This is a genomic window from Sphingobium jiangsuense (assembly GCF_014196495.1).
Lineage (GTDB): Bacteria > Pseudomonadota > Alphaproteobacteria > Sphingomonadales > Sphingomonadaceae > Sphingobium > Sphingobium jiangsuense.
The window spans coordinates 205765-231557 of record NZ_JACIDT010000005.1 but is presented as its reverse complement, the minus strand read 5'-3'; the positions used below and the strand labels follow the sequence as shown (position 1 = coordinate 231557).

The following is a 25793-nucleotide window of genomic DNA, read 5'->3' as shown; positions in this document are numbered from 1 at the left end:
GCGCGGGCGGCGAAGGACGCGCCGCCCGCGCTTTTCGCACAAGACGGCAATCAGGGGAGAGGCTCGCATGACGATGCCCTACATCATCACACTGGCGGGCGCGGCGATGCTCGCCATCGCCGGGGCGGCGGATGCGCAGCAGGGCGCATCCCAACCCGCGCCCCAAACCGGAACCACGCTCAACAGCCGCCTTTCCGGCGACCTCGCGCCCACCCACGATCCGGTCATCATCCGCGAGGGGGATGTCTATCATGTGTTCTCCACCGGCCATGGCGAGCGGCTGATCGAGACGCGCACGTCGAGGGACCTGGTGCACTGGACGGCGGGCAAGCCGCTGTTCACCGCCCTGCCCGGCTGGGCAAGCAAGGCGATCCGCGGCTCCAACGGCATGTGGGCGCCGGACATCTCCTATGTGAACGGCCGCTACCGCCTCTATTATTCCGTATCGACCTTCGGATCGAACCGCTCCGCCATCGGCCTCGCCACCAGCCCGACGCTCGATCCCGCCGCGCCCGGCTATGGCTGGCGGGACGAAGGGCCGGTGGTGATGTCGACCGAGCAGGACGATTTCAACGCGATCGACCCCAATTTCATCATCGACCGCGAAGGCCGCCACTGGCTCTCGCTCGGCAGCTTCTGGACCGGCATCAAGCTGTTCGAGCTCGACCCCAAGACCGGCAAGCCGCTGAAGCCGGGCGAAAAGCCCTATTCCATCGCCCGCCGCCCCGCCCCGGCTGGCGGCCCCGCGCCGGTGGAGGCGCCGTTCATCGTCGAGCATGGCGGCTATTATTGGCTGATGGTGTCCTACGACTATTGCTGCAAGGGCGTGAACAGCACCTATTATACGGTGATCGGCCGCTCGAAGGAGATCACCGGACCCTATCTGGGCAAGGACGGCAGCGCGCTGATGGAAGGCGGCGGCACGATCTTCCTGCGCGCCGACCTGCGGGAGCAGCAGCGCTTTCGCGGGCCGGGCCATGCGGGCTGGCTGCGCGACAGGGACGGCAAGGACTATGTCGTCTACCACGCCTATGACCGGCAGGCCGACGGCGCGCCGACGCTGCGCATCGCGCCGGTCCGCTGGGGCGCGGACGGCTGGCCGGTCGCCGATTATTGACGGAGCGAACCAAAGCGCCCCTTCCCTTCGCCCGCCGCCTTTCATGAGGAACCAATCGGAGTATCGAGCATGACCCTTTCCCTGTCCCGACGCGGTTTCATCGCCACCACCGCCGCCCTTTCCGCCGCGCCCCGCCTCGCCCGCGCGGCCTCCCCCGCGCAGGCGAATGCGGGCGCGGGCGCGGTCAACCCGCTGGTGAAGCAGCGCGCCGACGCGCAGATCTTCCGCCATGACGACGGCTATTATTACATGACCGGCTCCGTGCCCGAATATGACCGGCTGGTGCTGCGCCGGTCGCGCACGCTGGCGGGCCTCGCCACGGCGGAGGAAGTGGTGCTGTGGCGCCATCAGGCGAGCGGGCCGATGTCCGGCTTTCTCTGGGCGCCGGAACTGCACAATATCGACGGGCGCTGGATCATGTATTTCGCCGCCGGTCCCAGCGGCGGCGGCGAGGATGTGTTCCGCATCCGCACCTATGCCGTCGCCTGCGACGGGGCGGATCCGATGACCGGCACATGGTCGGTGCTCGGCCAGTTCCAGACGCCGTGGGACAGCTTCAACCTCGATTCGACCGTCTTTGTCCATCGCGGCGTCCGCTATGTCGCATGGGCGCAGCGCGAGCCGGGGATCGAGACCAATTCCAACCTCTATCTCGCGCCGCTGGCCACGCCGCTGACGCTGGGCGCCAGGCCGACGCGGCTGACGGTGCCGACGCTCGACTGGGAAATCCGGGGGTTCAAGGTGGCCGAGGCCCCGGCGGTGCTGGAGCGCAACGGACGGCTGTTCATGACCTATTCGGCCAGCGCCACCGACGCGCGCTATTGCCTCGGCCTGCTGACCGCGCCCGCCGACGCCGACATCATGGATCCGGACGTCTGGGTGAAGTCGCCGGAGCCGGTGTTCGTCACCAATCGCGAAACCGGCGTCTACGGCCCCGGCCACAACAGCTTCACCGTGGACGAACAGGGCCGCGACATTCTGGTCTATCACGGCCGCGATTATGAGGCGATCAGCGGCGATCCGCTGTTCGACCCCAATCGCCACACCCGCATCCAGCGGCTCTACTACAAGCCCGACGGCACGCCGGATTTCGGCATACCGGTGGGCAATGGCCCGCTGCCCGAACGCCTGTCGCCTTCGGGCGACGCGGGCAGCTTCCTGTTCCATGACGAGCGCGGCCTGCAGTGCGGCGCGGCGCCGTCGCTGCCCGCGACGCAATTCCGCATGCTGCCCGTCGGCGACGGGACGGAGACCGTCCGCCTCGCCCCGATCACCCGGCCGGACCTCCGCATCGTGGCCAATGCCGACGGCGCGGTTGCGCTGGCGGCCGACGACGGCAGCCCGGCCTTTGCACGGCGCAGCCAATTCCTCCGGGTAAAGGATGACGGGACGGAACGCTTCATCGCCGTCGCCGTGCCGGGCAAGGCGCTGGCGGTGAAAGGGAATCGCATCCTCCTCGCGCCGCGCGGCAGCAAGGCGTCGGGCTGGCGGATCGACTGAGTCCCGGCCTTTAAGTTCGGCAAAATATATTCATCCGGCGGGGGAGGGAGTGCATCCTTCCCCCGTTGCTTTTGCGTGGGCGCCTACTGGATATCATAAATAAACATCTGATATTAAACCTATTTCTTTGACGTGCTGCATTGATGCAACAGTTCGACCCTCGTTCTGCCAGGCGCGATATTCTCTCTTGCACCGGATCTTTCTCAAGAATAAATAGTCCGAGTAATTATGGGCCGGCAAAGGGCCGGTTCATGGGGAGGATGGAAATGAATCTCAAGCCGATTACCCTTTGTTCCGCGTCCATCGCCGCGCTGCTGACGGCGGGCGCAGCCCATGCGCAGGCCGGGGCCAGCCAGCCGCAAAGCGCGGTTTCCCAAAGCGATCAGGCGGATGTGGACGCGGGCGAGATCATCGTCACGGGCGTTCGCGCGTCGATCGTCGGCGCGCTCAACGTGCGCAAGGAATCGACCCAGATCGTCGATTCGATCGTGTCCGAGGATGTCGGCAAGCTGCCGGACAATAATGTGGTGGAGGCGCTCCAGCGCGTCACCGGCATCCAGGTGACGAACCGCACCGGCGGCGAGGCGGCGGCCATCTCCATCCGCGGCCTGCCCGACGCGCTCACCACGCTGAACGGCCGCAACATCTTCACCGCGGCCGGCCAGTCCTTCTCGCTTCAGGATATTTCCGCCAACCTCGTGCGCCAGGTCGACGTCTACAAGACCCGCTCGGCCGACCAGATCGAAACCGGCCTTGCCGGGCAGGTCAACGTCGCCACCCGCTCGATTTCGACGGCTTCGCCATTTCGGGCCTGGTGCGCGGCATCTACAACGAACAGGCCGACAGCTATAATCCCAACGCCGCGCTGCTGATCTCCAACCGCTGGGAAACCGGCATCGGCGACATCGGCATCCTCGTCAACGGCAGCTATACCCGGACCAAATATCGCGACATGACCGTGACGGCGGGCGCCATGGTGCCGTTCGCGACGGAAAATCCGACCGCCGGCTCCGGCCTCTCGCCGCTGGAGCGCATCTTCCCCGGCGCGGACAACGAGAACTGGACCCCCGGCCTCAATTACGGCCTGCCCACCGCGCCGGGCTCGACACTGAACATCAACGGCGTCGACGTGCCCTATTATCTCTCGCGCGATGCGATCTTCAGCTCCGACCTCTACGGCAAGCGCGAGCGGCCCTCGTTCAACGTCGCGCTGCAATGGGCGCCCAACAGCAGCTCGGTCTACACCGCCGAGGTGTTCTATGCGGGTTTCCGGGGCGAGACGTTCAACAGCCTTCAGTTCAGCTTCGTCGACTGGTGGGGCAACCCCGGCACCGTCGAGCTGTATGACGGCACCAACATCGTGAAATCCCGCACCGGCGTGGCCGACGTATACGGCTTCAACAGCGGCGACTTCACGAAGAACAAGACCGACAGCTTCGTCTATGCGCTGAACGGCAAATGGGATCTGGGCGAACAGGGCAGGATCGTCGCCGACCTCGCCTATCAGACCAGCACCTACAAGACCTCGTTCATCGCGCTGCGGACCGATCGCGTCGCCAACTCGATCTCGGCCGATTTCAACGCGGGCGGCGGCATCCCCTCCTATCATTTCGACGACGATTCGCTGCTGACCGACCCCAGTGTCTGGAATCTGGCGCAGTTCTACGACAATGCGTCGAAGGACAAGGGCAGCGCGATCACCTTCACGCTCGACGGCGACTATGGCTGGGACGAGGGCTTCCTGCGCCGGATCAAGGCGGGCTTCCGCTATGACGACCGCAAGGCGGCGACCTCGGTGCGCACGCAGGACGCCGGCGCGCCCGGCCTCGTCAACTTCTCGACGCTGGACGAAGGCGCCTATTTCACCAATTCGGACTTCTTCGAGGGCCGGGGCGACATTCCGACCAGCTGGGTGCTGCCGAACGGATACTGGCTCCACAAGAACGCCGACACCATCCGCTCGCTCTACGGCGTGAGGACATCGGACCAGCTCGCGCTCCAGAAGGTGTTCGACATCGACGAGAACACCATCTCGCTCTATGCGCAGGCCGACGGGGAGCTGTCGATCTTCGGCCGTCCGCTGAAAGTGCAGGGCGGCGTGCGCTTCGTGACGATCGACACCAACTATAATTTCTTCGACCGCTACAACAACGGCGCGCTGACCCGCGTGTCGAGCCAGTCGAAGAAATTCCTGCCGAGCTTCACCGCCCGCTACGAGATCACCGATACCCTGCGCGTGCGGTTCAACTATGGCGAAACGCTGCGACGGCCCAATTTCACCGACATCAACCCCAACTACACGCTGACCGGCGACCTCACCAATGTGGGCTATGGCAGCGGCACGGCGGGCACGGCGACGCTGAAGCCGACCCATTCGAAGAATTACGACCTCGCCCTCGAATGGTATTTCGACCGCGACAGCGCGATCTACGTCACCGGTTTCCGGCGCGAGATCGAGGGGCTGGTGGTGCCGCTCACCATCATGGAATATATCCCCAACAACGGCATCATCGCCGGGGCGACCGACAATTTCGCGATCACCCGTCCGGTCAACGCGTCCAACGGCGTGCTGAAGGGCGTGGAAGTGGGCGTCACCTATTTCCCGCACTATCTGCCGGGGCCGCTGGACGGGCTGGGCTTCGTCGGCAGCCTGACGATCCTCGATTCCAACCAGAACATCCCGGAAAGCGACGGGGCGGGCAACATCATCGGCCAGTCCTCCTCGTCCTTCTTCGGCGTGTCGGACCTCTCCTACAATGCGACGCTGGCCTATGATAACGGACCGATCGGCGCGCGCCTCTCCTACATCTGGCGCAAGGCCTTCCTCGCCAACAACGAGGCGCGGCTGTTCGCCAACCCGATCGGCGTGTGGCGCACCCCGGAAAAGAGCCTCGATTTCCAGCTGACCTGGAACCTCTCGGACAGGCTGGGCCTGACCTTCGACGCGGTGAACATCACCAAGTCGAAGCAGCAGACCTATTACCGGTTCGACAGCGCGGGCGACGCCGAGAAATATAATCTGGGCACCACGCTGCTGGCGCGCACCTTCGCGCTGGGCGTCCGCTACACCTTCGACTGATCCATGCCCAGGGATGCAGGTTCTCCCCCCGCATCCCGTTCCCCGGCGGCCATGGCGGAAGCTTCTCCACTTCCCTCATGGCCGTCGCTTTTTTCCGAAACGGGAGGACAAGCATGCCCCGCCGCCCCTTCGGCCGTCTCGCCGCCACCCTGCTCGCGGCCGCCGCGCTGCTGACCGCCGGGGCCGCAGGCACGGCCGCCCCTCCTTCCCCTCTTCCCCCGTCCGGTCTGGACCGCCACCGCATCGCGGCCGAGCGCTTCGGCAATGACGCCCGCTGGTATGAGGACCGCATCCCCTTCCTCGAAACCGCCGATCCGAAGATCGACGCGGTCTATTATTATCGCTGGGCGCTCTATCGCGCGCATCAGCGCGATCTGGGCGAGGAAGGCTATATTTCGACCGAGTTCCTCGACGATGTGCCGTGGCAGCGCGAACCCTATGCCAGCCTCAACGACGCGACCGGCTTTCACCTCGGCGAAGGGCGCTGGCTGCGCGACCGGCGCCCTGCCGACGACTATGTGAATTTCATGTACCGGGGCGGCAACGACCGCCATTTCACCGACCATATGGCGGACTCCGTCTGGGGCCGCTTTCTCGTCGACGGCGACCGCGAAGCCGCGCTGCGGCACCTGCCGGTGATGCGGCACATCTATCGCCTGTGGGACGAGAAGTTCGACTTCGCCAAGGGCCTCTATTTCGTCGAGCCGCTGCTCGACGCGACCGAATATACGGTGTCCTCCATCGACGCATCGGGCGGCAAGGACGGGTTTCGCGGCGGCGACAGCTTCCGCCCGTCGATCAACAGCTATATGGCCGCCAATGCCCGCGCGCTTGCCCGCCTGGCGGAAATGGCGGGCGATGCGGCGATGGCCCGCGACCATGCCGCCCGCGCCGAGGCGCTGCGCGCCCGCCTGCTCGCCGATCTGTGGAGCGAGCGCCTCACCCATTTCATCGACCGCTATCAGGTCGACAACGAGCATGTGAAATATTGGGCGCCGATCCGCAATCGGGAGCTGGTCGGCTATCTGCCGTGGATGTTCGATCTGGTGCCCGACGATGCCCGTTACGCGGCGGCCTGGACGCATCTGCTCTCCCCCGCCTCGCTCGCGGGCAAGGCGGGCATGCGCACGGTGGAGGCGGGCTATGAGCATTATATGCGCCAGTACCGCTATCTCGGCGATGCGCCCGAATGCCAGTGGAACGGCCCCGTCTGGCCCTATCAGACGACGCAGGTGCTGCACGCGATGGCCAATCTGCTCGATCATTACCGCGAGCGCGGTCCGGTGACGCGCAGCGACTATATGCGCCTGCTGCGCCAATATACGGCGCTGCATTATCAGGGCGACCGGCTGGATCTGGAGGAGGATTATCACCCCGAAACCGGCCGGCCGATCGTCGGCCTCGACCGCAGCCATCATTATTTCCATTCGGGCTATGTCGACCTGATCCTGACCGGGCCGGTCGGCATCCGCCCCCGCGCCGACGACGTGCTGGAGGTGAACCCGCTGCTGCCCCCGGAGGGCGATCCGCAGGCGCTCGACTGGTTCCGGGTCGAGAACGTCCCCTATCACGGCCACCTTATCGCGATCCGCTGGGACAGCGACGGCACGCGCTATCGCCGGGGCAAGGGGCTGGCGATCGAGGTGGACGGGCGCGAGGTCGCCCGGCGGGAAACGCTGGGCCGCCTGACGGTGGACCTGCCCCGCGCCGCACCGCCGGAGCCCGCGCGGCCGATCAACCGCGCGGTGCAGCTGGTGCGCGGGCGCTTCCCGATCGGTTCGGCCTCCAGCGGCACCGAGGCGGAAAATCTGCACGATGCGATCGACGGGCGGCTGTGGTTCTTCCCCGAACTGCCCAATGGCTGGTCGTCCGCCCCCTCGCCCGCCGAGCAATGGTATGCGATCGATTTCGGCAAGCCGATCGACATGGCCCGCGCGGAGTTGGCCTTCTTCGCCGACGCCAAGCGCTTCGCCGCGCCGCTCGACTATCGGATCGAGGCATGGATCGACGGCCGCTGGCAGGCCCTCGCCCGGCCGCAGGGCAGGCCGCTCGCCAACGGGGTGACGCCGGTGCAGTGGCGGCCGGTCAAGGCGAGCCGGATCCGGCTGGCCTTCCGCCAGCCCAGGGGCCGCGCCGTCCGGCTGGTGGAATTCAAGGTCTTCGGTAAATAGGCGGCGGCCGCGCTCAGCGCGGCGCCCGCGCCGCCGCCACGAAGGCCGCCGCGTCCGCCGCCACCTCGGCCGCCGGCTTGCCCGCGCGATAGAGGTTGGAGCCGAGGCCGAAGCCGTCCGCCCCCACCGCGCGCCATGCGGGCATCACCTCCGGCGTGATCCCGCCCACCGCCAGCACCGGCACCTCGGGCGGCAGCACCGCGCGCTGCGCCTTCAGGAAGGCGGGGCTCGCCCCTTCGGCGGGGAAGAGCTTCAGCCCATGCGCGCCCGCCGCCAGCGCCGCGAAACCCTCGGTCGGGGTGAAGAAGCCGGGCAGCGCGACCATGCCCGCGGCGACGCTCGCCGCGATCACCGCGCCATCGGCATTGGGCGACACCATCAGCCGCCCGCCCGCGCCCGCGACCCGCGCGGCCTGATCGGCCGTCAGCACCGTGCCCGCGCCGATCAGCGCGCCGTCACCATGGCGGCGGGCCAGCCGGGCGATGCTGTCATAGGGATCGGGCGAGTTGAGCGGCACCTCGATGATGCGGATGCCCGCCTCGACCAGCGCGTCGCCGATGGCGTCGATCTCGCCCGGCGTCACGCCGCGCAGCACCGCGACCAGCGGGCAGGCGGCAAAGGCGGAACGGAACAGGGCCAGCGCGTCAGACATGGGACAAACCTCTTATGCAATGGATGCCCGCCGCGAAGGCGGCGCGGCTGTCGATGAACAGGCTGACTCCGCCCAGCGCCTCGATGGCAGCGGCATAGAGGCCGCCCAGCTGCCGGTCCGCGAGCAGATGCACGGTCCGCCCGGCAATCGCCCGGCCGCCCGCGTCGGCGCCGATCAGCAGGCCGCTGAGAAAGGCGGCCGCCTGCGTGCGGGGCAAATCGCCCAGCAGCACGGCGGCGCGCACACCGAACAGTTGCTCCAGCAGATTGCCCTGCCCGGCCGCCGCCACCCCGGCGCGAAAGGCCGGACCGTCCTCGATCGGACCATCGAGCATCTCCGCGAGGATGCTGTGGTCGCGCAGCAGGGCGAACAGCTCGCCGGTCATCGCGGTGGCGAAGCCGGTAATGCGCCCCGCGCGCAGCTCGATCCACTTATTGTGCGTGCCCGGCTGGCAGACCAGCGCATCGGCGGGCGCCAGCCCGGCCGCGACCGCGCCCAGCGCCTGCACTTCCTCCCCGCGCATCACGTCGGCATGGCCGCCCGTGCGGCAGGACACGCCCGGCACGATCCACATATCCTCGACGCCCGCCGCCGGGGCCAGCACGGCGGCCAGCGCGGCGATGTCGGCGGGAGCGGGCACATAGGGCACCTCCTGCATGCCGCGCGTGGAGCCGACCATTCCGGCGGCGATCACCGGCAACGGGCCGAAGCGCTCGCGCAGCGCGGCGATCTCCGCGCCGAAGCCGCCCGGCGCGATCGCCCGGATGCCGCGATCGCTCCGCTCGGTCGAAAGCACCGCGCCGCCCGCGTCCAGCAGATGGACGCGCCGATTGGTCGTGCCCCAGTCGATGGCGAGGCAGGGGCCGCCTTTCATCCGCGCCGCCCCATCCGGCTCAGCGCCCCGACAGGATCGGATGGGACAGGCGCAAATCGTCGGCCAGCCGCTCCACCGCCTCCACTTCGGCCGAGGTTCCGGCGGGGGTGATCGCCCAGTTGCAATGCGGATGCGTCGCAAGGCTGTAGAGGCGGACCGGGCCGACGACCCGGCGCCAGCGGAACTTTCCGCCGCCCCGCTCCTTCACCAGGCGGGCGAGCAGCAGGTCCACCATCTGATCGGACGTCACGGTCATTTCCTCTTTCCACCCCGACGATCGTCCGGGATGGCGATCCCCGCAGGGGTGCCGCCGGTCCTAATACAGCTTCGTGCCGTGCGAAAGGCCGGATCGGCAGCGGAACTGCGTTCATCGGTCCCCGGTTTCCGCGATCAGCGTGACCGGCCCGATCAGGCCGGACGGGCGCAGCGGCGCATCGGGGCGATAGGTCGGCGCGGCGGTGAAGGTGATCTTTTCCGCACCGGATTGCTGGTCGCCGATCAGGCGGTTGACCCAGAGATTGGCGACCTTCACCTCCAGCCTGTTGCTGCCCGGCTTCACCCATTTGCCGATATCGAGGCGATGCGGCGCGAACCAGCTTGCCCCGGCGAGCTGCCCGTTCACCCGCACCTCGGCCAGATCCCCGATAGCGCCGAGATCGATCGACAGCGGCGCGCCCGGCTTCACGCCCCTGGGCAGGGCGAAGCTGGTCGTGTAGGTCGCGATGCCCGAAAAATATCGGACGCCCGGATCGGCGGACTCGTTGAGCGGCGCAAGGGTCTTCATCGTGAGGGACGCGGGCGCGCCCCGCCCCTGCTGGAACGTCACCTTCCACGGCGCGGAGAGGGTGGCGACCGGCCGCATGTCGGGCTGCGCGATCGTCAGCGCAGGCGCATCGGCAGGCTTGCGGAACAGGATGAAGAAGGCGTCCTCCGCCCCGACATCCAGCGAAACCACCGTCTGGCTGCCCTCGGTGCGGTAGGAGAGCGGCTGCGCCGTCCCGTCCGTCGCCCGCCACAATTCCGGCTGCCGCCCGGTGACGCGGAACCGCGCCTCGATCTTTTCGGGGCGGAACAGGCCGTTGCGGATGAAATAAAGGTCGCCATCGGCCAGCTTGCGATGGAGAAAGCGCAGGTCGGCATCCGGCCCGGCGCCCGCGAAGCTGAAATCGGGGCCGATGCCGATGCCCGCCAGCGCCTTTTCCACGTCGGTTTCGGCGATCACCCGTCCCTGCCCGACCGGCGTGACCGGCGCGCCGCTCCACAGCCGCGCCACCAGCGCGCGGAAGGCGGTCGGATCGTCCTGAAGCGCGGGCGAGCGTTCGGGCGCCGCGCCGATGACCGTCGCCCCCTGCTCGGCCAGCTGCGCGATGCGGCGCAGCGTCGGCAGCGTCATCACCCGGCTGGACCCGCCCAGATAAAGCGCGCGATAGCGGGCGCCGCCGGGCGCGACCAGCTCGCCCCCTTCCACCTTCAGCACCTTGGCGAGGATGTCGGCATTGACGAAATCATAGCCATGGCGGCGGGGCAGCCCGGCGGGCTCGCCATGCTCGAACAGCGCGGTGACCGGCATGTCCTCGCCATGGAACCACGCGATATCGGCATGGTCGCGCCCCTGTTGCAGCAGGAAGCCGGTGCGCGCCATATAATCGACCCAGGGCCTGGCCATCTCCGCCCAGCTGTCATGCCGGTTGAAATATTGACCGAAGATCGCGAGGCTGAGCCCCGGCAGCTTGTCGTCCACCGGCTGGTGGACGGAGGTGTGGACGATCGGGCGGTTGACGCCGGACACGAATTCCAGATCGATCACGCGCTTCAGGTCGGCAGGCGCGAACGCCCACGGGGCGAAGGCCGCCGTCATCGATTCGGCCGAGACGATGTTCTGGCCGTAGATATGGGCAACCGACGCCGCGCCCTTCATGTCGCCGATCAGCGTCGGACGCGGCGCGGAACCGCGATTATAGGTCCACAGCGCGGCCATCGGCACATCGGCGTGCGCGCGCATCGCCAGATCGTCGCCCAGCACCGGGCGGCCGTTTTCCAGCGCTTCGCCATAGACGATGAGGCCCTGCTCATGCGCGACCTTGGCGATGGTGCCATAATGGGCATCGGCCAGCAGATCGGCGAGCGTCTGGCGGAAATCGTGCAGGAACGCATCGCTGCGCGCCGCCGAGCCGACGACCGCGCCGGTCAGCGCGGGCAGGAACGGCACCGGATCATAACCACGCCGCGCGCGGAATTCCTCGACCATGCGCGGCGTCCAGTTGGATGCGCCGACCTCTATGCTGTCAGTCAGCAGCGCACGGATGCCCTTCTTGCCGATCCATTCCGCGCCCACCGCGTCGCGATAGAGGCCGAGATAGGTTTCGATATAGCGGCGCACGGCAGCGGGATCATATTTGTCGACCTCCAGCCCGGTCGCCTCTGGCGTCGCGGGATGGTTGGTCTTGCCGGTCAGCGAATAGCCCATCCGGACGATGCGCCAGTCGCTGCCCGCGGGCGCGGTCCAGTCGAGCGTGCCGTCGGGGCGCAGCCGATCGGTCAGGTCCACGACTTTCGCCGGATCGATCGCGGGCAGGTCCGCCGCCGATTTTTCGGCCAGCGCGTTATAATCCGAAACGAGGGCGAAACCGGCCTTCGCCTCGAACCGGTCGATCCGCGCCTCGGCCAGCAAGCGGAAATCGCCGATCGCCAGCGTGTCGCTTTGCGGGCGGGCGAACACGTCCATGGTGATCGCGCCGGGCGCGCCCTCGCCGAGGCCGGGCGCCCTGGGCGCGTCATTGGGCGCCAGCACCAGACGGAAGCGGCGGCCGGTCACCGGCGCGAAGCTGATGGTGGTCGCCACCTCGGTCAGCGGGAAGGCGCCAATGCGCCGCCAGCCGCCATCCTGCTCCACCTCCAGCGCGGGCCGATAATCGGGGTCGCCGAAGGGCGGGCGGGCATGGGGCACGAACAGGCTGGCCGATCGCACGGTAACGGGCTTGCCGTAATCGAGCACCATCGTGCCGGGCCGGGCGGCATCGCCCTTGCCGATGCGCGCGACGGTTTCGAGATCGCCGTCCAGCAACGGCGCGGCGTCGACCGGGCTGCCGTCCCCTTCGCTCACCGCCGGACGCGGCAGCGCCTTGGGAACCAGCGGATAGGCGAGCACCCGCGCATCGCGATAGAAGGCGGGCAGCGTCTGCATCTCCGCGCCGCCGGGCAGCGCCTCGTGGAATTGCGCGCTCTGGAATGGGCCGGTGATCGACGGCGGCGCGGGCAGCGCGCCCTTCAGCCGCTGGCCGCCGCGCAGCTCCGCCTCCGCCCAGACCAGCTTCTTCATCGCATCTTCCGGCTTCACCCACGGCCCGCCCGTCTCGCTCCACCCCGGAGAGGCGGCGATGGCGAATTCCAGCCCCCTGGCGTCGGCCTCGCGCACCGCATGGCGGAACGCGTCCTTCCATGGCTCGGTCATGTAGATCAGCCGCTCGGGCACGATCTGCGGCGTGCTCAGATTGGCGTCGAAATTCTGCACGCCGCCGATGCCGACGCGCTGCATCCAGTCGAGATCCTTCGAAATGCCGTCCTTGGTCACATTGCCGTTCATCCAGTGCCACCAGACGCGGGGCCGGGCCGATTGCGGCGGATTGTGGAAGCCGTCCGCCAGTTCATCCGCCCAGGAAGGAACAGCGAAGGAGGCGGCGCAGGCAAGCAGGGCAGCAAGGCGCAGGGGCTTACGGATCATGGTCGGGCAATCCTCCTCGGCATAGTCTGGCGGCTATAGTCTCATAATCTTGAACTATGTATCATATTATGAGATATAGTCCTACAAGCCGAGGCAGGCATTCGTCAAACCAAAAAGAGGCCCCCTCACGGAAGGGTGCACGCGCCCGGTCCTCCGGCAAGCCTTTTGCCGAAAGATGCCGGAAGATGGGAGGGGTGAGGAGGCGCTACTTGTCCCGGCCGTAGATGTCGGGCCGGAAGGCCACGCCCTTCTCGGTCGCGGCGGCGGTCAGATAGGTGAGGTAGACCGGCACCGCCACGGGCAGCGGCGCATATTGCTCCGGCGTTTTCGACGCGGTGCCGATCGGCTTGCGCAACAGCCATTTCGCCAGCGCGGGCGCGTTTTCCAGCCGGATGCAGCCATTGGACAAATGCCGGTCCGGCTTGGCGAGCAGGTCGCGATTGGGCGTGTCGTGCAGATAGATGCCCTCGTCATTGGGGAAGAGGAACTTGACCTTGCCCATCGAATTGGCGCCGCCGGGAAGCTCCCGCAGGCGAACGTCCCGCTTGCCCGCCGCCACCGCCGCCCAGTCGATGCCGTCCGGGTCGAGCGTGCTGGGGTTCTCGCTCCAGTCCGACAGCGCCTCTATCCGCATCGACGCGAGCGAGCGGCCGGACAATATCTTGGGCGCGATGTTCTTCTGCACCAGATAGTCGGGGATGTTCCAATAGGGGTTGAGGATCGCCCATTGCAGCATGCCCGCCATCATCGGCGTCTGCGTTTCCGCCGCGCCCACTACGACCTTCATCGTGCCGAGCTGCTTGCCGCCCTGATAATACCAGAGCCGCGCGGACGAGGCATCGACCACCACATGCATCGTCCATGGCCCCGGCAGCCCGCGCGCCCGGTCCATGTTGAGGCGGATGCGATCCAGCTCCGTCTCGCCCGCCCCCGTCTTGCGCGCATGGGCGAGCAGGTTGCGCAGCCGCACATAATGCGGGCTCATCCACGCCATATTGGCCACATAATCGGCAAAGGGGCCGGACAGCGCGGCGGAGCGCAGCACCGCCTCCACCTTCGGGCGCTTGGGCTTGAGCTTGCGGTCGGCATAGACCATGCCGACATTCACCGGCCGCCGCTGGTCGCGCACGAAGCGGGCGAAGCTTTCCGTCAGCAGCAGTTCGGCCCGCGCGACCGCATCGGGCGCGCCGCCCTTCGCACCGGCGAGGGCGGCGCGCAGCTCGTCCACATCATAGGAAGAGGGCTTGAGCCCATCGAGCGAGGCGGTTTCCAGATAGCCCAAGAAGCGGTCCGCCGCCGGGCCGATCCGCCCGCTCTTCGCCACCCAGAGGGGCTTGAAATCGCGGGTCGCATAGAAACGGCGGAGCGCGCCGCCGGCTTCCTCCCGCAGCGATTGGGCGATCGTCGCGGGCGCTGCCTTTTCCCCGGACGCGGCGCGGGCCGGGGCGGGAACGGCGATAGCTCCCCCAAGGGCGGCGAGCACAACGAACAGAGGGATGCAGCGCCGCATCGGCCACCGCATCCCTCGATTTTGGCCTTTACTTCGACCTTTCACTACTGGGCGCTCAGCCTCGTTCCCCACGCGGCGACGGGGCGGGCGGCGGGGGCGGTGGAGCGGGCGGGGCATAGGGATGGTAGATGCCGTCGGACGTGTAATAGCCGTCCACGATCCCGTCCCCGTCCCGATCGGCCGCCGTGCTGCCCGCTACCGAGCCGGGCGGGGGTGGCGGCACCGCGGCGACATCCTCCTCCGTCTTGGAGCAGGCTGCGAGGGCCAGCGGCACAAGACCGAGCAGGGCGATGGATCGAAATGTCATGGGTCTCTCCCTTGCGAATAGGACGCCCGCCCGGAACAGGAACCCGCCCTTGCGCGAACGCAGGTGAACCAACCCGTTAACGATGGGAAAATATCCGTGTCGTGCGGCAAACGGTGCGCCAGACGCGCCGACCCGGTGCCGACTCGTCAGCATTCCGGCGCGCGGTCAGCGCCTGCGGGCCGCGTGATCGCTCGCCGGTCCTTCGAGGAAGGCGCGGATCTGCCGGTCGATCGCCTCGGCGTCGCTGGCCTCGCGATTATAATTGTCGAGATCGAGCGCCAGCACCGGAATGCCCGCCCGCTCCAGCGCGCGCAGCACGAACGGATCGGCGTCGGACAGGGCGATGGCGGCGTCGATGCCATGGGTATGCGCCTCGCGCACATGCCATGCGCCCGCCCATGTCGGCATGCGCAGTTCGTCCCCCATGGTGATGAACCGCGCCGCCAGCGCGCGCAGCGGATCACGCCCCCCATCGAACCGGCGGATATAGCCGTCGGCGGCGAGCGAGAGATACATCGACCAGATGAAGACCGCGCCATGGCTTTCCTGCCAGCGCTGGTAGAAGCCCATGTCGCTCCACATACCGCGCCCGATCCACATCAGGCGCAGCCGCTCGTCGGGGCAGGCGGCCTCCCCGGCCTCGACCCGCGCCTTCACCTCCTTGTAGAAGGCCTTGGCGGCGTCGCGCGCCCAGCGCGTGCCGCGATGCCATTGCGGCACCATGGTCGCGGGCATGGTGTCGGCGATGCCGACCGGCACCGGGGTGCTGCGGGCGATCAGGTCGCGGGTCTTGAGATAATATTCCTCCTGCTCGTTCACCATATCCATGATGCGGGCGAAAGCCTCCGCGTCGAAGCGGCGGCCGCTCTTCTCCTCCATCGCGGCGATGGCGGCGCGCAGCTCGGCGGTCATCAGGTCGAGCCGCTCGGCCTCCAGCTCCTCGTCCCAATGGTCGGGCAGGCGGTCCCACCAATCCGCGTTGATGTCGAGCCGGGGGTCGACGGTGCGCTCGAACAGGAACAGGTCGGCGCCCGTTTCCTGCGCCCAATGGTCGTAGATGCGCGGCGTCGCATCGGTGCCGAGCACCGCCTGCACGAAATCGGGCCGGGGAAGGCCGCCCCATGGCGCCTGCTCCGCATCCTCGTCGAAGGCGGCGGCGAGGCCCTGCGCGCTATAGGCTTCCACATCGGCGGGATAGCCATGGGCGCGCAGCAGGTCGAAATAGCGGGGCGACTGCTGCTTGGCGGCGGCGATCGACGCCCACCACTGGTTGACGACGAACGGAATGCCGAGCGCGCGCAGCATTTCCTGCGGGCTGTTGGCGTTGACCACCGCGAAGGGCGCGCCCGCCGCGACATCCTGCCGCACCCCGGCGAACCAGTCGCGCTGATAGCTGCCGAACGCCGCCACCGATTGCAGCGCCTTGCGGCTGCGCTGGCCATCGGCGCGGGCGGCGGGCTTGCGCGCGGCCTGGGGCGCGCCGGATCGGGCCGGGGGCGCCTGCGGCGCGGGATCGGCGGGCGCGAAGAGCCGGTCGAGATCGTCCCTGCCGATGCGATGGCGATCGGCAACGATCCCCGCCTCGCGCAGCACCCGAAGCTGAATTTCGGCATCCCAGGCGGCGGCCTCGTCCTCCTGTCCGGTGACGCAGAGCGCATGGGTCGCGCCCAGCGACCGGGCGCGGGCGAGGATCGCGGCGGCGCGATCGCGCGCGGACGTCAGGAAGGCCGGGCGGCGATAGACCGGGTCGGCGGGATCGGCGGGCGGCGGGGCGAGCAACGGGTCGCCCCAATCCTGCTCGTCGGCGACGATGTGGAAGCCCCGGTCCGCCAGCCTGTCGTGCAGCCCGGCGTCGAGACAGGGCGAACCGAACAGCACGAGCCGCTCCCCCGCCTGCGGCGCGCGGGACCTAGCCTCGGCCAGAAAGGCTTCGGCCATTGCCCGCCATTCCGCGCCGGGCAGCATATGGGCGCTGGCGATCAGGCGCAGCAGCTCGCTCCCGCTCACCTGCGGCGCGGCGGCTTCCCGCAGCGCGCGAGCCTCGGCCAGCAGCGCCTGCGCGCACTCCGCCTGCTCCCCGGTGGGCGCGCCGCCCAGCTGCGCCAGCCATGCCTCCAGCCGCGCGAGGCGTTTCGCGTTATAGTCCCGCGACGAGGTACGCGGCAGATGCAGGAAATCGAGGAAATGCACCGGCCTCGGCGCCATCTCCCCCTCCGCCAGCAGCGCACGCAACGCCGCGAATATCTGCGGCAGCTCGCTGTCGGCATGGGTGATGAGCAGCGGGTCGCCGCTGTCGTCGCGCACGATCTGCTCCAGCAGCGACCGCCCGCGCTTGGGCAAGGTCGCCGTGCCGACCAGCGCGTCGGCGCGGGGCGTTTCCATCTCCGGCCGGGCGACGAGGCGGACGGGCGTGAAGCCCGATGCGCGCAGCAGGTCATAGGGCGCATCCTGCCCCAGCACGCGGATCACCCGATGCCTTTCCGCCCGCAGGCGGGATGCGAGCGCATCGGCCGCCCCGGCGCCGATATCGGGCAGCAGCGAATGTCCCTTCTTTCCCGCGTTTTCCGAACCGTCAGAGGATTCCCTCTGGCTTGAAAACGCTCCGGGCACCGGCATCAGATCACCCCGCCGGCGCGCAGCTCGGCGATCCGCTCCGGCGTGTAGCCGAGATGGCCGGACAGGATCGCCTCGCCATGCTCGCCGACGCGGACGGGCAGCACATCGTCGAAGCCGGTGCGCGCGTCGGAAAAGACGATCGGGATGCCCGCCGTGCGCAGGTCGATATGGGTGTCGTAGTTCGGATGCGCCGCTTCCATCGTTTCCTGCCGCGCCACCACGCGGGGGTCGACCAGCGCGTCCTCCGGGTGGCGGACGGGGGCGACGGGCACGCCCTCGGCCTCCAGCTTCTTCACCACCACCTGCGTCGGCAGCGTGCGCGACCAGCCGTTGATCAGCGCCTCCAGCTCCGCCGCATTGGCGACGCGGGCGTCGCGGTTGCAGAAGCGGCGGTCCTGCGACAGCTCCGGCTGCTCCATCGCGCGGAACAGGCCCTGCGCCAGCTTCTCATGCACGGCGACGACCGCGACATAGCCGTCCGCGCATTCGAACACGCCGAACGGGGACAGCCGCTGCACGGTGAGGCCGGTGCGCGCCTGCATGCCCGCCGCCGCCATCGCCGACCAGTTCTCAATCGCGACGAAGCTGGTGAGCGCGCCCAGCATCGACACGTCGATATGCTGGCCGTGGCCGGTGCGGTGGCGCTGTTCCAGCGCGGCGAGGATGCCGATCACCGCGAACACCGGCGCGAGCATGTCGGCGATCGGGATGCCGATGCGCACCGGCGGCTCGTTGGGGCCGCCGCTGGCGTACATCGCGCCCGACAGCGCCTGGATGATGATGTCCATCGCCTTGCCGCCTTCGGGCGCGGTCGCGCCGAAGCCGCTGAGCGAGCAATAGATGATGCCGGGATTCTCCTCCCGCGCCACATCATAGCCGATGCCGAGGCGATCGGCTGTGCCGCTGGTGAAATTCTCCACCACGATGTCGGCGCCGCGCACCAGATCGCGGAACACCTGTTGCGCGCCGGGCTTCTTGAAATCCAGCGCCACGCCATATTTGCCGCGCGCGCGGGTGAGGTGGGAGACGGAGACGTCATCCTCATGGCACCGCTCCACGACGATGCCGTCACGGCCGACATAGGGGCTGTTCTCGCGGGCGAGGTCGCCGCCGCGCGGATCCTCGATCTTGATGACCTCCGCGCCGAGGCCCGCCAGCAGCAGCGTGGCATAGGGCCCGGCCAGCGCGCGGGTCAGGTCGATGACGCGGAGGCCTTCGAGCGGGCGCTCCTTCGCGCCGAACAGGTTGCCCGTTGGATTAGTGGTCATGCTTGTTCCCCTGTCAGCGCGGCGATCCGCGCGTCGTCATAGCCAAGGCCGGCGAGCACCGCTCTGGTGTCGGCCCCGGCCGGGCGGCCGGCGGCCGGCGGGACGGCCGGCGTGTCGGAAAGATGGATGGGCGAGCCGATATGCGTCACCGGGTCGCCGCCGGGCGCGGGCACCTCGCACACCATGCCGCGCGCCCGGTTGTGCGGATCGGCCAGCGCCTCGGCGACCGAATAGACCGGCGCATATTGGGTGCCCGCCGCCTCCAGAAGGACGCACCATTCGGCCTGTGTCCTCGTCGCCATCACCTGCGCGATCCGCTGCTTCATCGCGGGCCAGCTGGCGCGGTCCATCTGGCGGTCGGCCAGATCGGGCAGGCCGATCGCCTCGCAGAACAGCCGCCAGTAGCGCGGCTCCATATCGGTGGTGACGAGATAGAGGCCGTCGCTGGTGCGCCAGATGCCGGAATCGGCGCGGTGCATGCCGCGCGGCGGCGCCCTGGAAAGATCGGGGTTGCGGGACAGCACCGTGGCGATCAGCGCCATCGACGCATCCGACATCGCGATATCGACGCGCTGCCCCCGCCCGGTCGCCGCGCGGGCGATGACGGCGGACAATATGCCGATGACGGCGTTGGAGCCGCTCAGCAGGTCGGCCACCGGCACGCCGGGAAAGCCGGGCCGCTCCGCATCCTCGCCGATGCGCGACAGCGCGCCCGCGATGGCGAGCGCGACCGGATCATGCCCCGGCTTGCGCGCATAGGGGCCGGTCTGGCCGCAGAGCGTGACCGAGCAATAGATGAGACGCGGGTTGAGCGCGGCCATCGCCTCCCAGCCATAGCCCATGCTCTCCATCACGCCGGGACGGTAATCCTCGACCAGTATGTCGGCCTGCGCGATCAGGTCGTGGATGGCGGCGCGGCACGCCTCCGCGCCGGGGTCCAGCAGCACGCTCTTCTTGCCGCGCGTGAAGATGTCATGCGCGCGCAACCGGGCATTCTCCTCCTCGCTCAGCCTGTCCCAGCCGAACACCTTGCGCTGCTTGGCCAGCTCGCGCGGATTTTCGATGCGGATCACCTCCGCGCCGAGGTCCGCCAGCATCCAGGTGCAATAGGGGCCGGGCAGGAATTTCGAGAAATCCACGACCTTCAGGCCGGAAAGCGGCGCGCTCATGCGTCCTCCTCCCCCAAGCCGGGCACATGGCCGGAGGGCGCGGACGCATCGAGCGACGACACCCAGAGGCGGCCGGGCAGCTTCATTCCGTCCACCTCGCGCCACAGGCCCCGCGCGGCGAGATGCGGGCTGGCAAGCACGTCGGCGGGCGCGTCGATCCACGACAGACCGAGGCCGTGCCGCGCGGAAAGCTCGCCCAGCTCGGCGCGCGTCCTCTCAAGGAAGAAGGCCTCGACCCGCGCTTCCCATGCCTCCAGCACCGGGCGCGGCGTATCGGCGACGAGGATCGCGTTCCAGTCCACCTCGGCCAGCGGCCCGGCGGCGTCGCCCATCACCGTCACCATGCCGCGCATCATCGGCGGATTGTCGACCAGCGCCCAGGTGACGAACCCGTCCTTGCAGCGCCACACCTGCCGCACGCCGGACGCCCCGCGCACCAGCAGATTGCCGGTGCGGGCGCCGACGCGGCCGGTCCATTCCCATGTCAGCGGCTCGCGATAATTGGCGAGCACGGCGGCCTGATAGGCGCTCACCTCGACCAGTTGCCCCTTGCCGGTGGCGCGGCGGTGGCGCAGCGCCGTCAGCGCGGCGATAACGGCCTGAATGCCGCCCAGCGCATGGGCCTGCTCGCCCGGCATGGTCAGCGGCGCGCGATCGGGATCGCCGACGATCGCCATCAGGCCGGAACGCGCCATCAGCGTCAGGTCGGTTTCCGGGCGGTCCCGGTTGGGACCGGGCAGGAACGGGGCGAGCACCACATCGATCAGGCGCGGATTGAGGGCGAGCAGCGCCGCATGATCGAGGCCGGGGTTGCGGATCACCATGTCGGCCTGCGGCACCAGCGCCGCCAGATCGGCACCGCTGGATCGCTTGCCATGGTTCCATGCGGCGAAGGCGGGGGCGTCGGCGCGCTGCGGGTCGCCTGCGCCTGCCTCCACCTTGGTGACGGTCGCGCCCAGCTCGGCGAGCATCCGCCCGGCGATCGCGCCGAGGCCGCTCGTCAGGTCGAGGACGGTGAGGGATTGCAGCATCATGCCAGCGCTCCTTCCTGCACGAGGGCGTCGACCTCGGCCGGGTCCATGCCCAGCAGGTCGACGAAGATCGCGCGGTTGTGCTCGCCGAGGCAGGGGGGGTTTTCGACGCGCATCTCCGCCGCCGAAAAGCGCATCGGCGGGCCGGGCAGGTCGCAGCGGCCGAGCTTCGGATGGTCGATCCGGTGATAATGGCCGTTGGTCGCCAGTTCGGGATCGGTGAACACGTCGCGCCCGTCATTGACCGCCTCGGCCGCGATGCCGAGCGCGCTCAGCCGATCGGCCAGCACATGCTTGTCCTGCCCATCGGTCCAGTCGGCGATCAGGCTTTCGAGCGCATCCTCATTCGCCTTGCGACCGGAGAGCGTCGCGAAACGCGCATCGCCGCCCACGCCGACCAGTTCGGCCAGCATCGTCCATTGAGCGTCATCCGCCACCGCGATCGCGCACCACTGGTCCTTGCCGCGACAGGGAAAGGCACCGTGCGGAGCCATGGACGGCGAGCGGTTGCCGGGCTTGGCGAAGCCACCCGCCTGCTCGCGCGCAAGGCAATCGGAGAGGACGTGCACCAGCGGCTCGACCTGCGAGATATCGATATGCTGCCCCTCGCCGGTGCGGTCGCGATGCTCCAGCGCGGCCAGCATGGCGACGGTCGCGAACATCGGCGCGACCACGTCGCCATAGGCGAAGGGCGGCATGTGCGGGTCGCGATCCGGCCAGCCGGACAGCGCCGCGAGGCCGGACAGGGCGGCGGCGGAATTGCCATAGCCGCGCAGCGTCCCCAGCGGCCCTTCCCGCCCGGCGACGCTGACGCTTACCTGAATGATATCCGGCTTGATGCTCTTCAGCGTCTCGAACGACAGGCCGACCCGGTCCATATAGCCATGGCTGAAATTCTCGACCACGATATCGGCCCAGGCGACCAGCTTCTTCGCCACCTCCACCCCGCGCGGGTCGCCGAGGTTGATCGTCACCCCCATCTTGCTGGTGTTGGTGATGGCGAAGAAGGCCGACGCGTCGGGATCGCGCCCCTTGCCCGCGAAGGGTGGCGACAGGCGGCCGAGGTCGAGCCGCTTGCGCGATTCGATCTTGATGACCGTGGCCCCGAAATCGGCCATGTCCTTGGTGGCGCGCGGGCCCGCGCCCACCCATGAGAAATCGGCGATCTTCACGCCTTCAAGCGGCAGGGTCAAAGCTTCCCTCCTCTGGTGCAGCGTCCGGCCGAGCCGGTGGTGATGAGATGCTGGGCGGCCTCGAACACCGGCACGCCGTCGATGCCGATCGAGCGCAGCCGCTCCGCCTGCCGCGCCGCATCGCGATTATAAAGGCCATCGAAGCGCGCCTGCTCCTCAGGCGGCAGCGACGCAAAATCGATGCCGTTCTCCCTGCCGAAGGCGATGCCGTCCGCCTCCGCCTGCAACAGCTCGCGGTTGAGTGCGGCCTCCCATGTCCGGCGCCCGTCGGACAGCAGGTCGCGCAGGTCCTGCGGCAGGCGGCGCCACGCCTTGTCCGATATCGCCCGCGCGGGGTAGGCGCCCCGGCTGAAGCGGATACTGGTGAAATGCTTCGCCACTTCGGAGAAATGCAGGCTCTTGATCGTGTCGGCCGGGGCGATCACGCCGTCGATCACGCCCTTGGCCAGCGCGGAATAGACCTCGCTCATCGGCATGTTGACCGGGTCCGCGCCCAGTTCCTTCAGCACGTCGACCGCATCGCTCTGCGCGCGCAGGCGCAGGCCCTTGAAATCCTCCAGATGGCGGATCGGGCGGGTGCGGGTCAGCACGCCGGGAAAATTGCCGCCCTGCACCGCCAGCACATGCAGGCCGTGCAGCTCCTTCGCGAAGCCGGAAAAGCGCCCGGCGAGGCAGTCATAGACGGCGATCTGCTCGGCTATGTCGCGCACGCCGCCGTAGAAGCCGGACTGCACGCGCAGCAGATGCGCGCCGCCCTTGGCATAGATCGGCGTGATGAGGCCGATGTCGGCGACGCCGTGGCGGATCTCCTCCATGCTCATGTCGCTGGAAAGCAGCGCGCCCGACCAGTAGGGGCGGAAGGCGATGCGGCCGCCGCTGGCGCGCTCCATCTCCGCCATCCATTCCCGGTCGGCGCGGCTGAACGGGTGACCGGGCGGATAGGGGCTGGCATAGGTCAGCACATGCTCGGCCTGCTTCGGCGCCGGCCCGCAGGCGGCCAGGGCCAGCGCGGCGGCGAGGGGGATGAGGAAGCGGCGCATCGGATCAGCCTCCCGTCACGCTGGGCAGCCACAGAGTCAGCGCCGGCACGGCGATGATGAGGGCGAGGTGGAAGAAATCGGCGACGAGGAATGGGACTATGCCCCGGAAGATCGCGCCCAGCGGTATGTCCTTGGCTATGCCCTGTATCACATAGACGTTGAGGCCCAGCGGCGGGTGGACGAAGCCGATCTCCATCGCGCGGGTCAGGAAGATGCCGAACCAGATCGGACTGTAGCCCAGTTCCACCGCGATCGGCAGGAAGATCGGCGTGGTCAGCAGCATCAGCGCCAGCCCGTCGAGGAAGGAGCCGAGGAGGAGGAGCAGCAATGCCATGAAGACGATCGCGAGCACGGGGCTGGCGTGCATGTCGCGGACCCATTGCGACATCACGTCGGCGATGCCGGTGACGCTGATGAAGCTGGCGAACAGGATCGCGCCGATGATCACGACATAGATCATGCCCGCCGTGCGCAGCGTGGAAGCGACCGCGTCGCCGATCGCCCGGCGGTTGAACGCGCCGCGCAGCACGCACAGGCCGAGGGCGGCGACCACGCCCACCGAGGCGGCCTCGGTCGGGGTGAACCAGCCGATCATCAGGCCGCCGATCACGAACACCACCAGCAGCAATATGTCGATGATGCGTCCCAGGCCGATCAGCCGGTCGCGCCAGCCCACCCGCGCGGACTTGGGGCCGAGCGCCGGGCGGAAATAGCACATGATGCCGATCGCCACCATGTAGAACAAAGCCTGGCTGAGGCCGGGGATGATCGCCGCGGCGAACAGCTTGCCGATCGACTGCTCGGCGATGATGCCGAACACGATCAGCGCGCCCGACGGGGGGATGAGCGACCCCAGCGTGCCGCCCGCCGCCAGCGCTCCGGCCGCGAAGCCGGGCTGGTAGTTGGCGCGGCGCATTTCCGGCAGCGCGGCCGAGCCAACCGTCGCGACGGTGGCGAGGCTGGAGCCGCTGATCGCGCCGAAGCCCGCGCAGCCCGCGATCGAGGCGAGCGCGAGCCCGCCCCGGCGATGCCCGACGAAGCGCGCGGCGACATCGAAGAAGTCGCGGCTCGCCCCGGCGGCGAAGCAGAGATGCGCCATCAGCAGGAACAGCGGCAGCACGCCCAGCTCATATTTCATCACCGTTTCGAAGGCGATCACGCCGCCCTTGATGACCGCCGCCTCCGGCGAGATCAGGACGGCAAGGCCCAGCAGGCCGACACCCGCGAGGCCGACGCCGATCGGCACGCCGATCGCGAGCAGCACGAGCAGCGCCGCTATGCCGAGAAGGCCGATAAGCTCAGGGGTCATCGCGTCCCCCGGCGGAACAGCGTGCGCAGGAACAGCGCCGCGATGAACAGCAGTGCGACGATCTGGAGCAGGCGCAACGGCACGATCGGGATATGGAGCAGTTCGGTGCGCTCCGCGCCGGACCAGAGATCGGCCACCAGCCACAGGCATCCGCCGGCGAGGATGAGGAACATGAGCGCCGAGAGGACAGCCGAAAGCCGGGCGAGCCGCGCGACCATCGCCAGATCGAGTCGCTCGGTCAGGATATGCACGGCGGCATGGGCGCCCTTCAGCGTCGCGAACACCATGGCGGAAGAAGCGATCAGCACGATGCAGGCCTGCACCACCTCGATCGACCCCAGCAGGGCAAAGCCGGTATGGCGGCCCAGCACGGCGATGGCGTCGGTCGCCATGGCTAGAAACAGGCCCGTTCCGCCAATCAGAAAGGCGACGCGCGCGGCGACGCTTTCCCCTTCGGGGGTCGATGGCGCCTCTTCGCCAGCATCCAGATCGTTGTGCACTTTCCTCTCCTGCGACACGGGCCGGGGAACAGCCCCTTATTGACAGCCCTGCGGTTCAACCGTCTAATGACCTAGGAAGTCATATATAGTAGATTAATTCAACAATCTGTCAATAAAACTATTTAGATCGATCGGGTATTTTGTGACGCAGAGCGGACGGAAACAGCCGGGCCATCAGGGGCCGGAAACAGGAATACAGCTTGGCCGACTCGATGAGTTCATCGGCTTCCGGCTGAGGCGCATCCAGAATCAGCTCTCACGCGATTTCGCCGCTGCGACGGCGGACCGGAACCTGCGATCGGGCCTTTTCTCCTCGCTCGCGATCATCGCCGCGAATCCGGGCATCTCGCAGAATGAACTGTCCGGCGCGGTCGGGCTGGACAAGTCGATTACCGTGCAGATCGTGGACGAACTGGAAAAAAGGCAGCTGGCCGTCCGCAAGCGGTCGCAGACCGATCGCCGCCGCCATGCGCTGTTCGCGACGGATGCTGGCCAGACCTATCTGGACGAGCTGTTCGACATCATGGCCCGGACCGAGGACATCGTGCTGCACCAGCTTTCCAGGGCCGAACTCGGCCTTCTGCGCGAGCTTCTGGACCGGATGTACCAGGCGTTCGACCAGAAGGGGATACCGTTGTGATGCCCTTCAATTTCGTATATTAAAACGATAGTTGACATTATCCACGATTTAAGTTCATTATCGTCGCGTCCCTGAAAGAGCGCGAGCAATGCGCTC

General features: G+C 68.2%; 20 protein-coding genes. 6 read left to right on the top strand and 14 right to left on the bottom strand.

Going from position 1 to position 25793, the window contains the following annotated elements:
* Positions 1-67: 67 nt before the first annotated feature.
* From GGR43_RS09195 to GGR43_RS09180, 5 genes are all read left to right on the top strand, one after another.
* Positions 68-1117 (top strand): arabinan endo-1,5-alpha-L-arabinosidase, encoded by a 1050-nt coding sequence (locus GGR43_RS09195; protein WP_425502177.1) that lies wholly within the window; start codon positions 68-70, stop codon positions 1115-1117.
* 69 nt (positions 1118-1186) lie between these two features.
* Positions 1187-2617 (top strand): glycoside hydrolase family 43 protein, encoded by a 1431-nt coding sequence (locus GGR43_RS09190; RefSeq protein ID WP_188071670.1) that lies wholly within the window; start codon positions 1187-1189, stop codon positions 2615-2617.
* 266 nt (positions 2618-2883) lie between these two features.
* Positions 2884-3489, top strand: a complete 606-nt coding sequence (locus GGR43_RS23870; protein ID WP_343054469.1) for a TonB-dependent receptor plug domain-containing protein — start codon at positions 2884-2886, stop codon at positions 3487-3489.
* Positions 3432-5696, top strand: coding sequence for a TonB-dependent receptor (locus GGR43_RS09185; RefSeq protein ID WP_343054468.1), 2265 nt, complete (start codon positions 3432-3434; stop codon positions 5694-5696). The genes GGR43_RS23870 and GGR43_RS09185 overlap by 58 nt, the downstream gene beginning before the upstream one ends.
* Before the next feature lie 113 nt (positions 5697-5809).
* Positions 5810-7867 carry a discoidin domain-containing protein gene (locus tag GGR43_RS09180; protein ID WP_188071669.1) on the top strand — a complete coding sequence of 686 codons (2058 nt, stop codon included), beginning with the start codon at positions 5810-5812 and terminating at the stop codon, positions 7865-7867.
* Between the two features lie 13 nt (positions 7868-7880).
* Here GGR43_RS09180 and GGR43_RS09175 read toward each other — a convergent pair whose 3' ends face one another.
* From GGR43_RS09175 to GGR43_RS09110, 14 genes are all read right to left on the bottom strand, one after another.
* Positions 7881-8519 (bottom strand): 2-dehydro-3-deoxy-6-phosphogalactonate aldolase, encoded by a 639-nt coding sequence (locus tag GGR43_RS09175; RefSeq protein WP_188071668.1) that lies wholly within the window; start codon positions 8517-8519, stop codon positions 7881-7883.
* On the bottom strand, positions 8512-9393 hold the full coding sequence (locus GGR43_RS09170) for a 2-dehydro-3-deoxygalactonokinase (protein WP_188071667.1): 882 nt from the start codon (positions 9391-9393) through the stop codon (positions 8512-8514). The genes GGR43_RS09175 and GGR43_RS09170 overlap by 8 nt, the downstream gene beginning before the upstream one ends.
* 19 nt (positions 9394-9412) lie before the next feature.
* Entirely contained in the window at positions 9413-9649 is a 237-nt protein-coding gene (locus GGR43_RS09165; protein WP_223177372.1) for a hypothetical protein, read from the bottom strand.
* A gap of 111 nt (positions 9650-9760) precedes the next feature.
* Positions 9761-13114 carry a glycosyl hydrolase gene (locus tag GGR43_RS09160; protein WP_188071666.1) on the bottom strand — a complete coding sequence of 1118 codons (3354 nt, stop codon included), beginning with the start codon at positions 13112-13114 and terminating at the stop codon, positions 9761-9763.
* Positions 13115-13319: 205 nt separating this feature from the next.
* The gene (locus GGR43_RS09155) at positions 13320-14624 is read right to left on the bottom strand and encodes a L,D-transpeptidase scaffold domain-containing protein (protein WP_188071665.1); all 1305 of its coding nucleotides are present in this window, start codon (positions 14622-14624) and stop codon (positions 13320-13322) included.
* Positions 14625-14679: 55 nt separating this feature from the next.
* A complete protein-coding gene (locus GGR43_RS09150; RefSeq protein ID WP_188071664.1) occupies positions 14680-14931 on the bottom strand; it encodes a hypothetical protein in 252 nt (83 codons plus the stop codon).
* 165 nt (positions 14932-15096) lie between these two features.
* Entirely contained in the window at positions 15097-17547 is a 2451-nt protein-coding gene (locus tag GGR43_RS09145) for a 2-hydroxyacyl-CoA dehydratase family protein (RefSeq protein WP_223177371.1), read from the bottom strand.
* A complete protein-coding gene (locus tag GGR43_RS09140; protein ID WP_188071663.1) occupies positions 17547-18815 on the bottom strand; it encodes a CaiB/BaiF CoA transferase family protein in 1269 nt (422 codons plus the stop codon). Before GGR43_RS09140 ends, GGR43_RS09145 begins: the two co-directional genes overlap by 1 nt.
* Entirely contained in the window at positions 18812-19984 is a 1173-nt protein-coding gene (locus GGR43_RS09135) for a CaiB/BaiF CoA transferase family protein (protein ID WP_188071662.1), read from the bottom strand. The genes GGR43_RS09140 and GGR43_RS09135 overlap by 4 nt, the downstream gene beginning before the upstream one ends.
* On the bottom strand, positions 19981-21018 hold the full coding sequence (locus GGR43_RS09130; protein WP_188071661.1) for a CoA transferase: 1038 nt from the start codon (positions 21016-21018) through the stop codon (positions 19981-19983). Before GGR43_RS09130 ends, GGR43_RS09135 begins: the two co-directional genes overlap by 4 nt.
* Complete coding sequence (locus GGR43_RS09125) at positions 21015-22208, bottom strand: CaiB/BaiF CoA transferase family protein (protein ID WP_223177370.1); 1194 nt, start codon at positions 22206-22208, stop codon at positions 21015-21017. The genes GGR43_RS09130 and GGR43_RS09125 overlap by 4 nt, the downstream gene beginning before the upstream one ends.
* Positions 22205-23248, bottom strand: a complete 1044-nt coding sequence (gene dctP, locus GGR43_RS09120) for a TRAP transporter substrate-binding protein DctP (RefSeq protein ID WP_188071660.1) — start codon at positions 23246-23248, stop codon at positions 22205-22207. Before dctP ends, GGR43_RS09125 begins: the two co-directional genes overlap by 4 nt.
* Positions 23249-23252: 4 nt before the next feature.
* Complete coding sequence (locus GGR43_RS09115) at positions 23253-24557, bottom strand: TRAP transporter large permease (RefSeq protein WP_246343452.1); 1305 nt, start codon at positions 24555-24557, stop codon at positions 23253-23255.
* Positions 24554-25057 (bottom strand): TRAP transporter small permease subunit, encoded by a 504-nt coding sequence (locus GGR43_RS09110; protein WP_188071659.1) that lies wholly within the window; start codon positions 25055-25057, stop codon positions 24554-24556. The genes GGR43_RS09115 and GGR43_RS09110 overlap by 4 nt, the downstream gene beginning before the upstream one ends.
* 142 nt (positions 25058-25199) lie before the next feature.
* Between GGR43_RS09110 and GGR43_RS23525 the strand changes: the two genes are divergently transcribed.
* Positions 25200-25697 carry a MarR family winged helix-turn-helix transcriptional regulator gene (locus GGR43_RS23525; RefSeq protein WP_188071658.1) on the top strand — a complete coding sequence of 166 codons (498 nt, stop codon included), beginning with the start codon at positions 25200-25202 and terminating at the stop codon, positions 25695-25697.
* Positions 25698-25793 lie beyond the last annotated feature (96 nt).

Bases quoted from the DNA above. Each gene is read 5' to 3' on its own strand.
- GGR43_RS09195 (WP_425502177.1), top strand. From the start codon at position 68: ATGACGATGCCCTACATCATCACACTGGCGGGCGCGGCGATGCTCGCC.
- GGR43_RS09190 (WP_188071670.1), top strand. From the start codon at position 1,187: ATGACCCTTTCCCTGTCCCGACGCGGTTTCATCGCCACCACCGCCGCC.
- GGR43_RS23870 (WP_343054469.1), top strand. From the start codon at position 2,884: ATGAATCTCAAGCCGATTACCCTTTGTTCCGCGTCCATCGCCGCGCTG.
- GGR43_RS09180 (WP_188071669.1), top strand. From the start codon at position 5,810: ATGCCCCGCCGCCCCTTCGGCCGTCTCGCCGCCACCCTGCTCGCGGCC.
- GGR43_RS09175 (WP_188071668.1), bottom strand. From the start codon at position 8,519: ATGTCTGACGCGCTGGCCCTGTTCCGTTCCGCCTTTGCCGCCTGCCCG.
- GGR43_RS09170 (WP_188071667.1), bottom strand. From the start codon at position 9,393: ATGAAAGGCGGCCCCTGCCTCGCCATCGACTGGGGCACGACCAATCGG.
- GGR43_RS09165 (WP_223177372.1), bottom strand. From the start codon at position 9,649: ATGACCGTGACGTCCGATCAGATGGTGGACCTGCTGCTCGCCCGCCTG.
- GGR43_RS09160 (WP_188071666.1), bottom strand. From the start codon at position 13,114: ATGATCCGTAAGCCCCTGCGCCTTGCTGCCCTGCTTGCCTGCGCCGCC.
- GGR43_RS09155 (WP_188071665.1), bottom strand. From the start codon at position 14,624: ATGCGGCGCTGCATCCCTCTGTTCGTTGTGCTCGCCGCCCTTGGGGGA.
- GGR43_RS09150 (WP_188071664.1), bottom strand. From the start codon at position 14,931: ATGACATTTCGATCCATCGCCCTGCTCGGTCTTGTGCCGCTGGCCCTC.
- GGR43_RS09145 (WP_223177371.1), bottom strand. From the start codon at position 17,547: ATGCCGGTGCCCGGAGCGTTTTCAAGCCAGAGGGAATCCTCTGACGGT.
- GGR43_RS09140 (WP_188071663.1), bottom strand. From the start codon at position 18,815: ATGACCACTAATCCAACGGGCAACCTGTTCGGCGCGAAGGAGCGCCCG.
- GGR43_RS09135 (WP_188071662.1), bottom strand. From the start codon at position 19,984: ATGAGCGCGCCGCTTTCCGGCCTGAAGGTCGTGGATTTCTCGAAATTC.
- GGR43_RS09130 (WP_188071661.1), bottom strand. From the start codon at position 21,018: ATGATGCTGCAATCCCTCACCGTCCTCGACCTGACGAGCGGCCTCGGC.
- dctP (WP_188071660.1), bottom strand. From the start codon at position 23,248: ATGCGCCGCTTCCTCATCCCCCTCGCCGCCGCGCTGGCCCTGGCCGCC.
- GGR43_RS09115 (WP_246343452.1), bottom strand. From the start codon at position 24,557: ATGACCCCTGAGCTTATCGGCCTTCTCGGCATAGCGGCGCTGCTCGTG.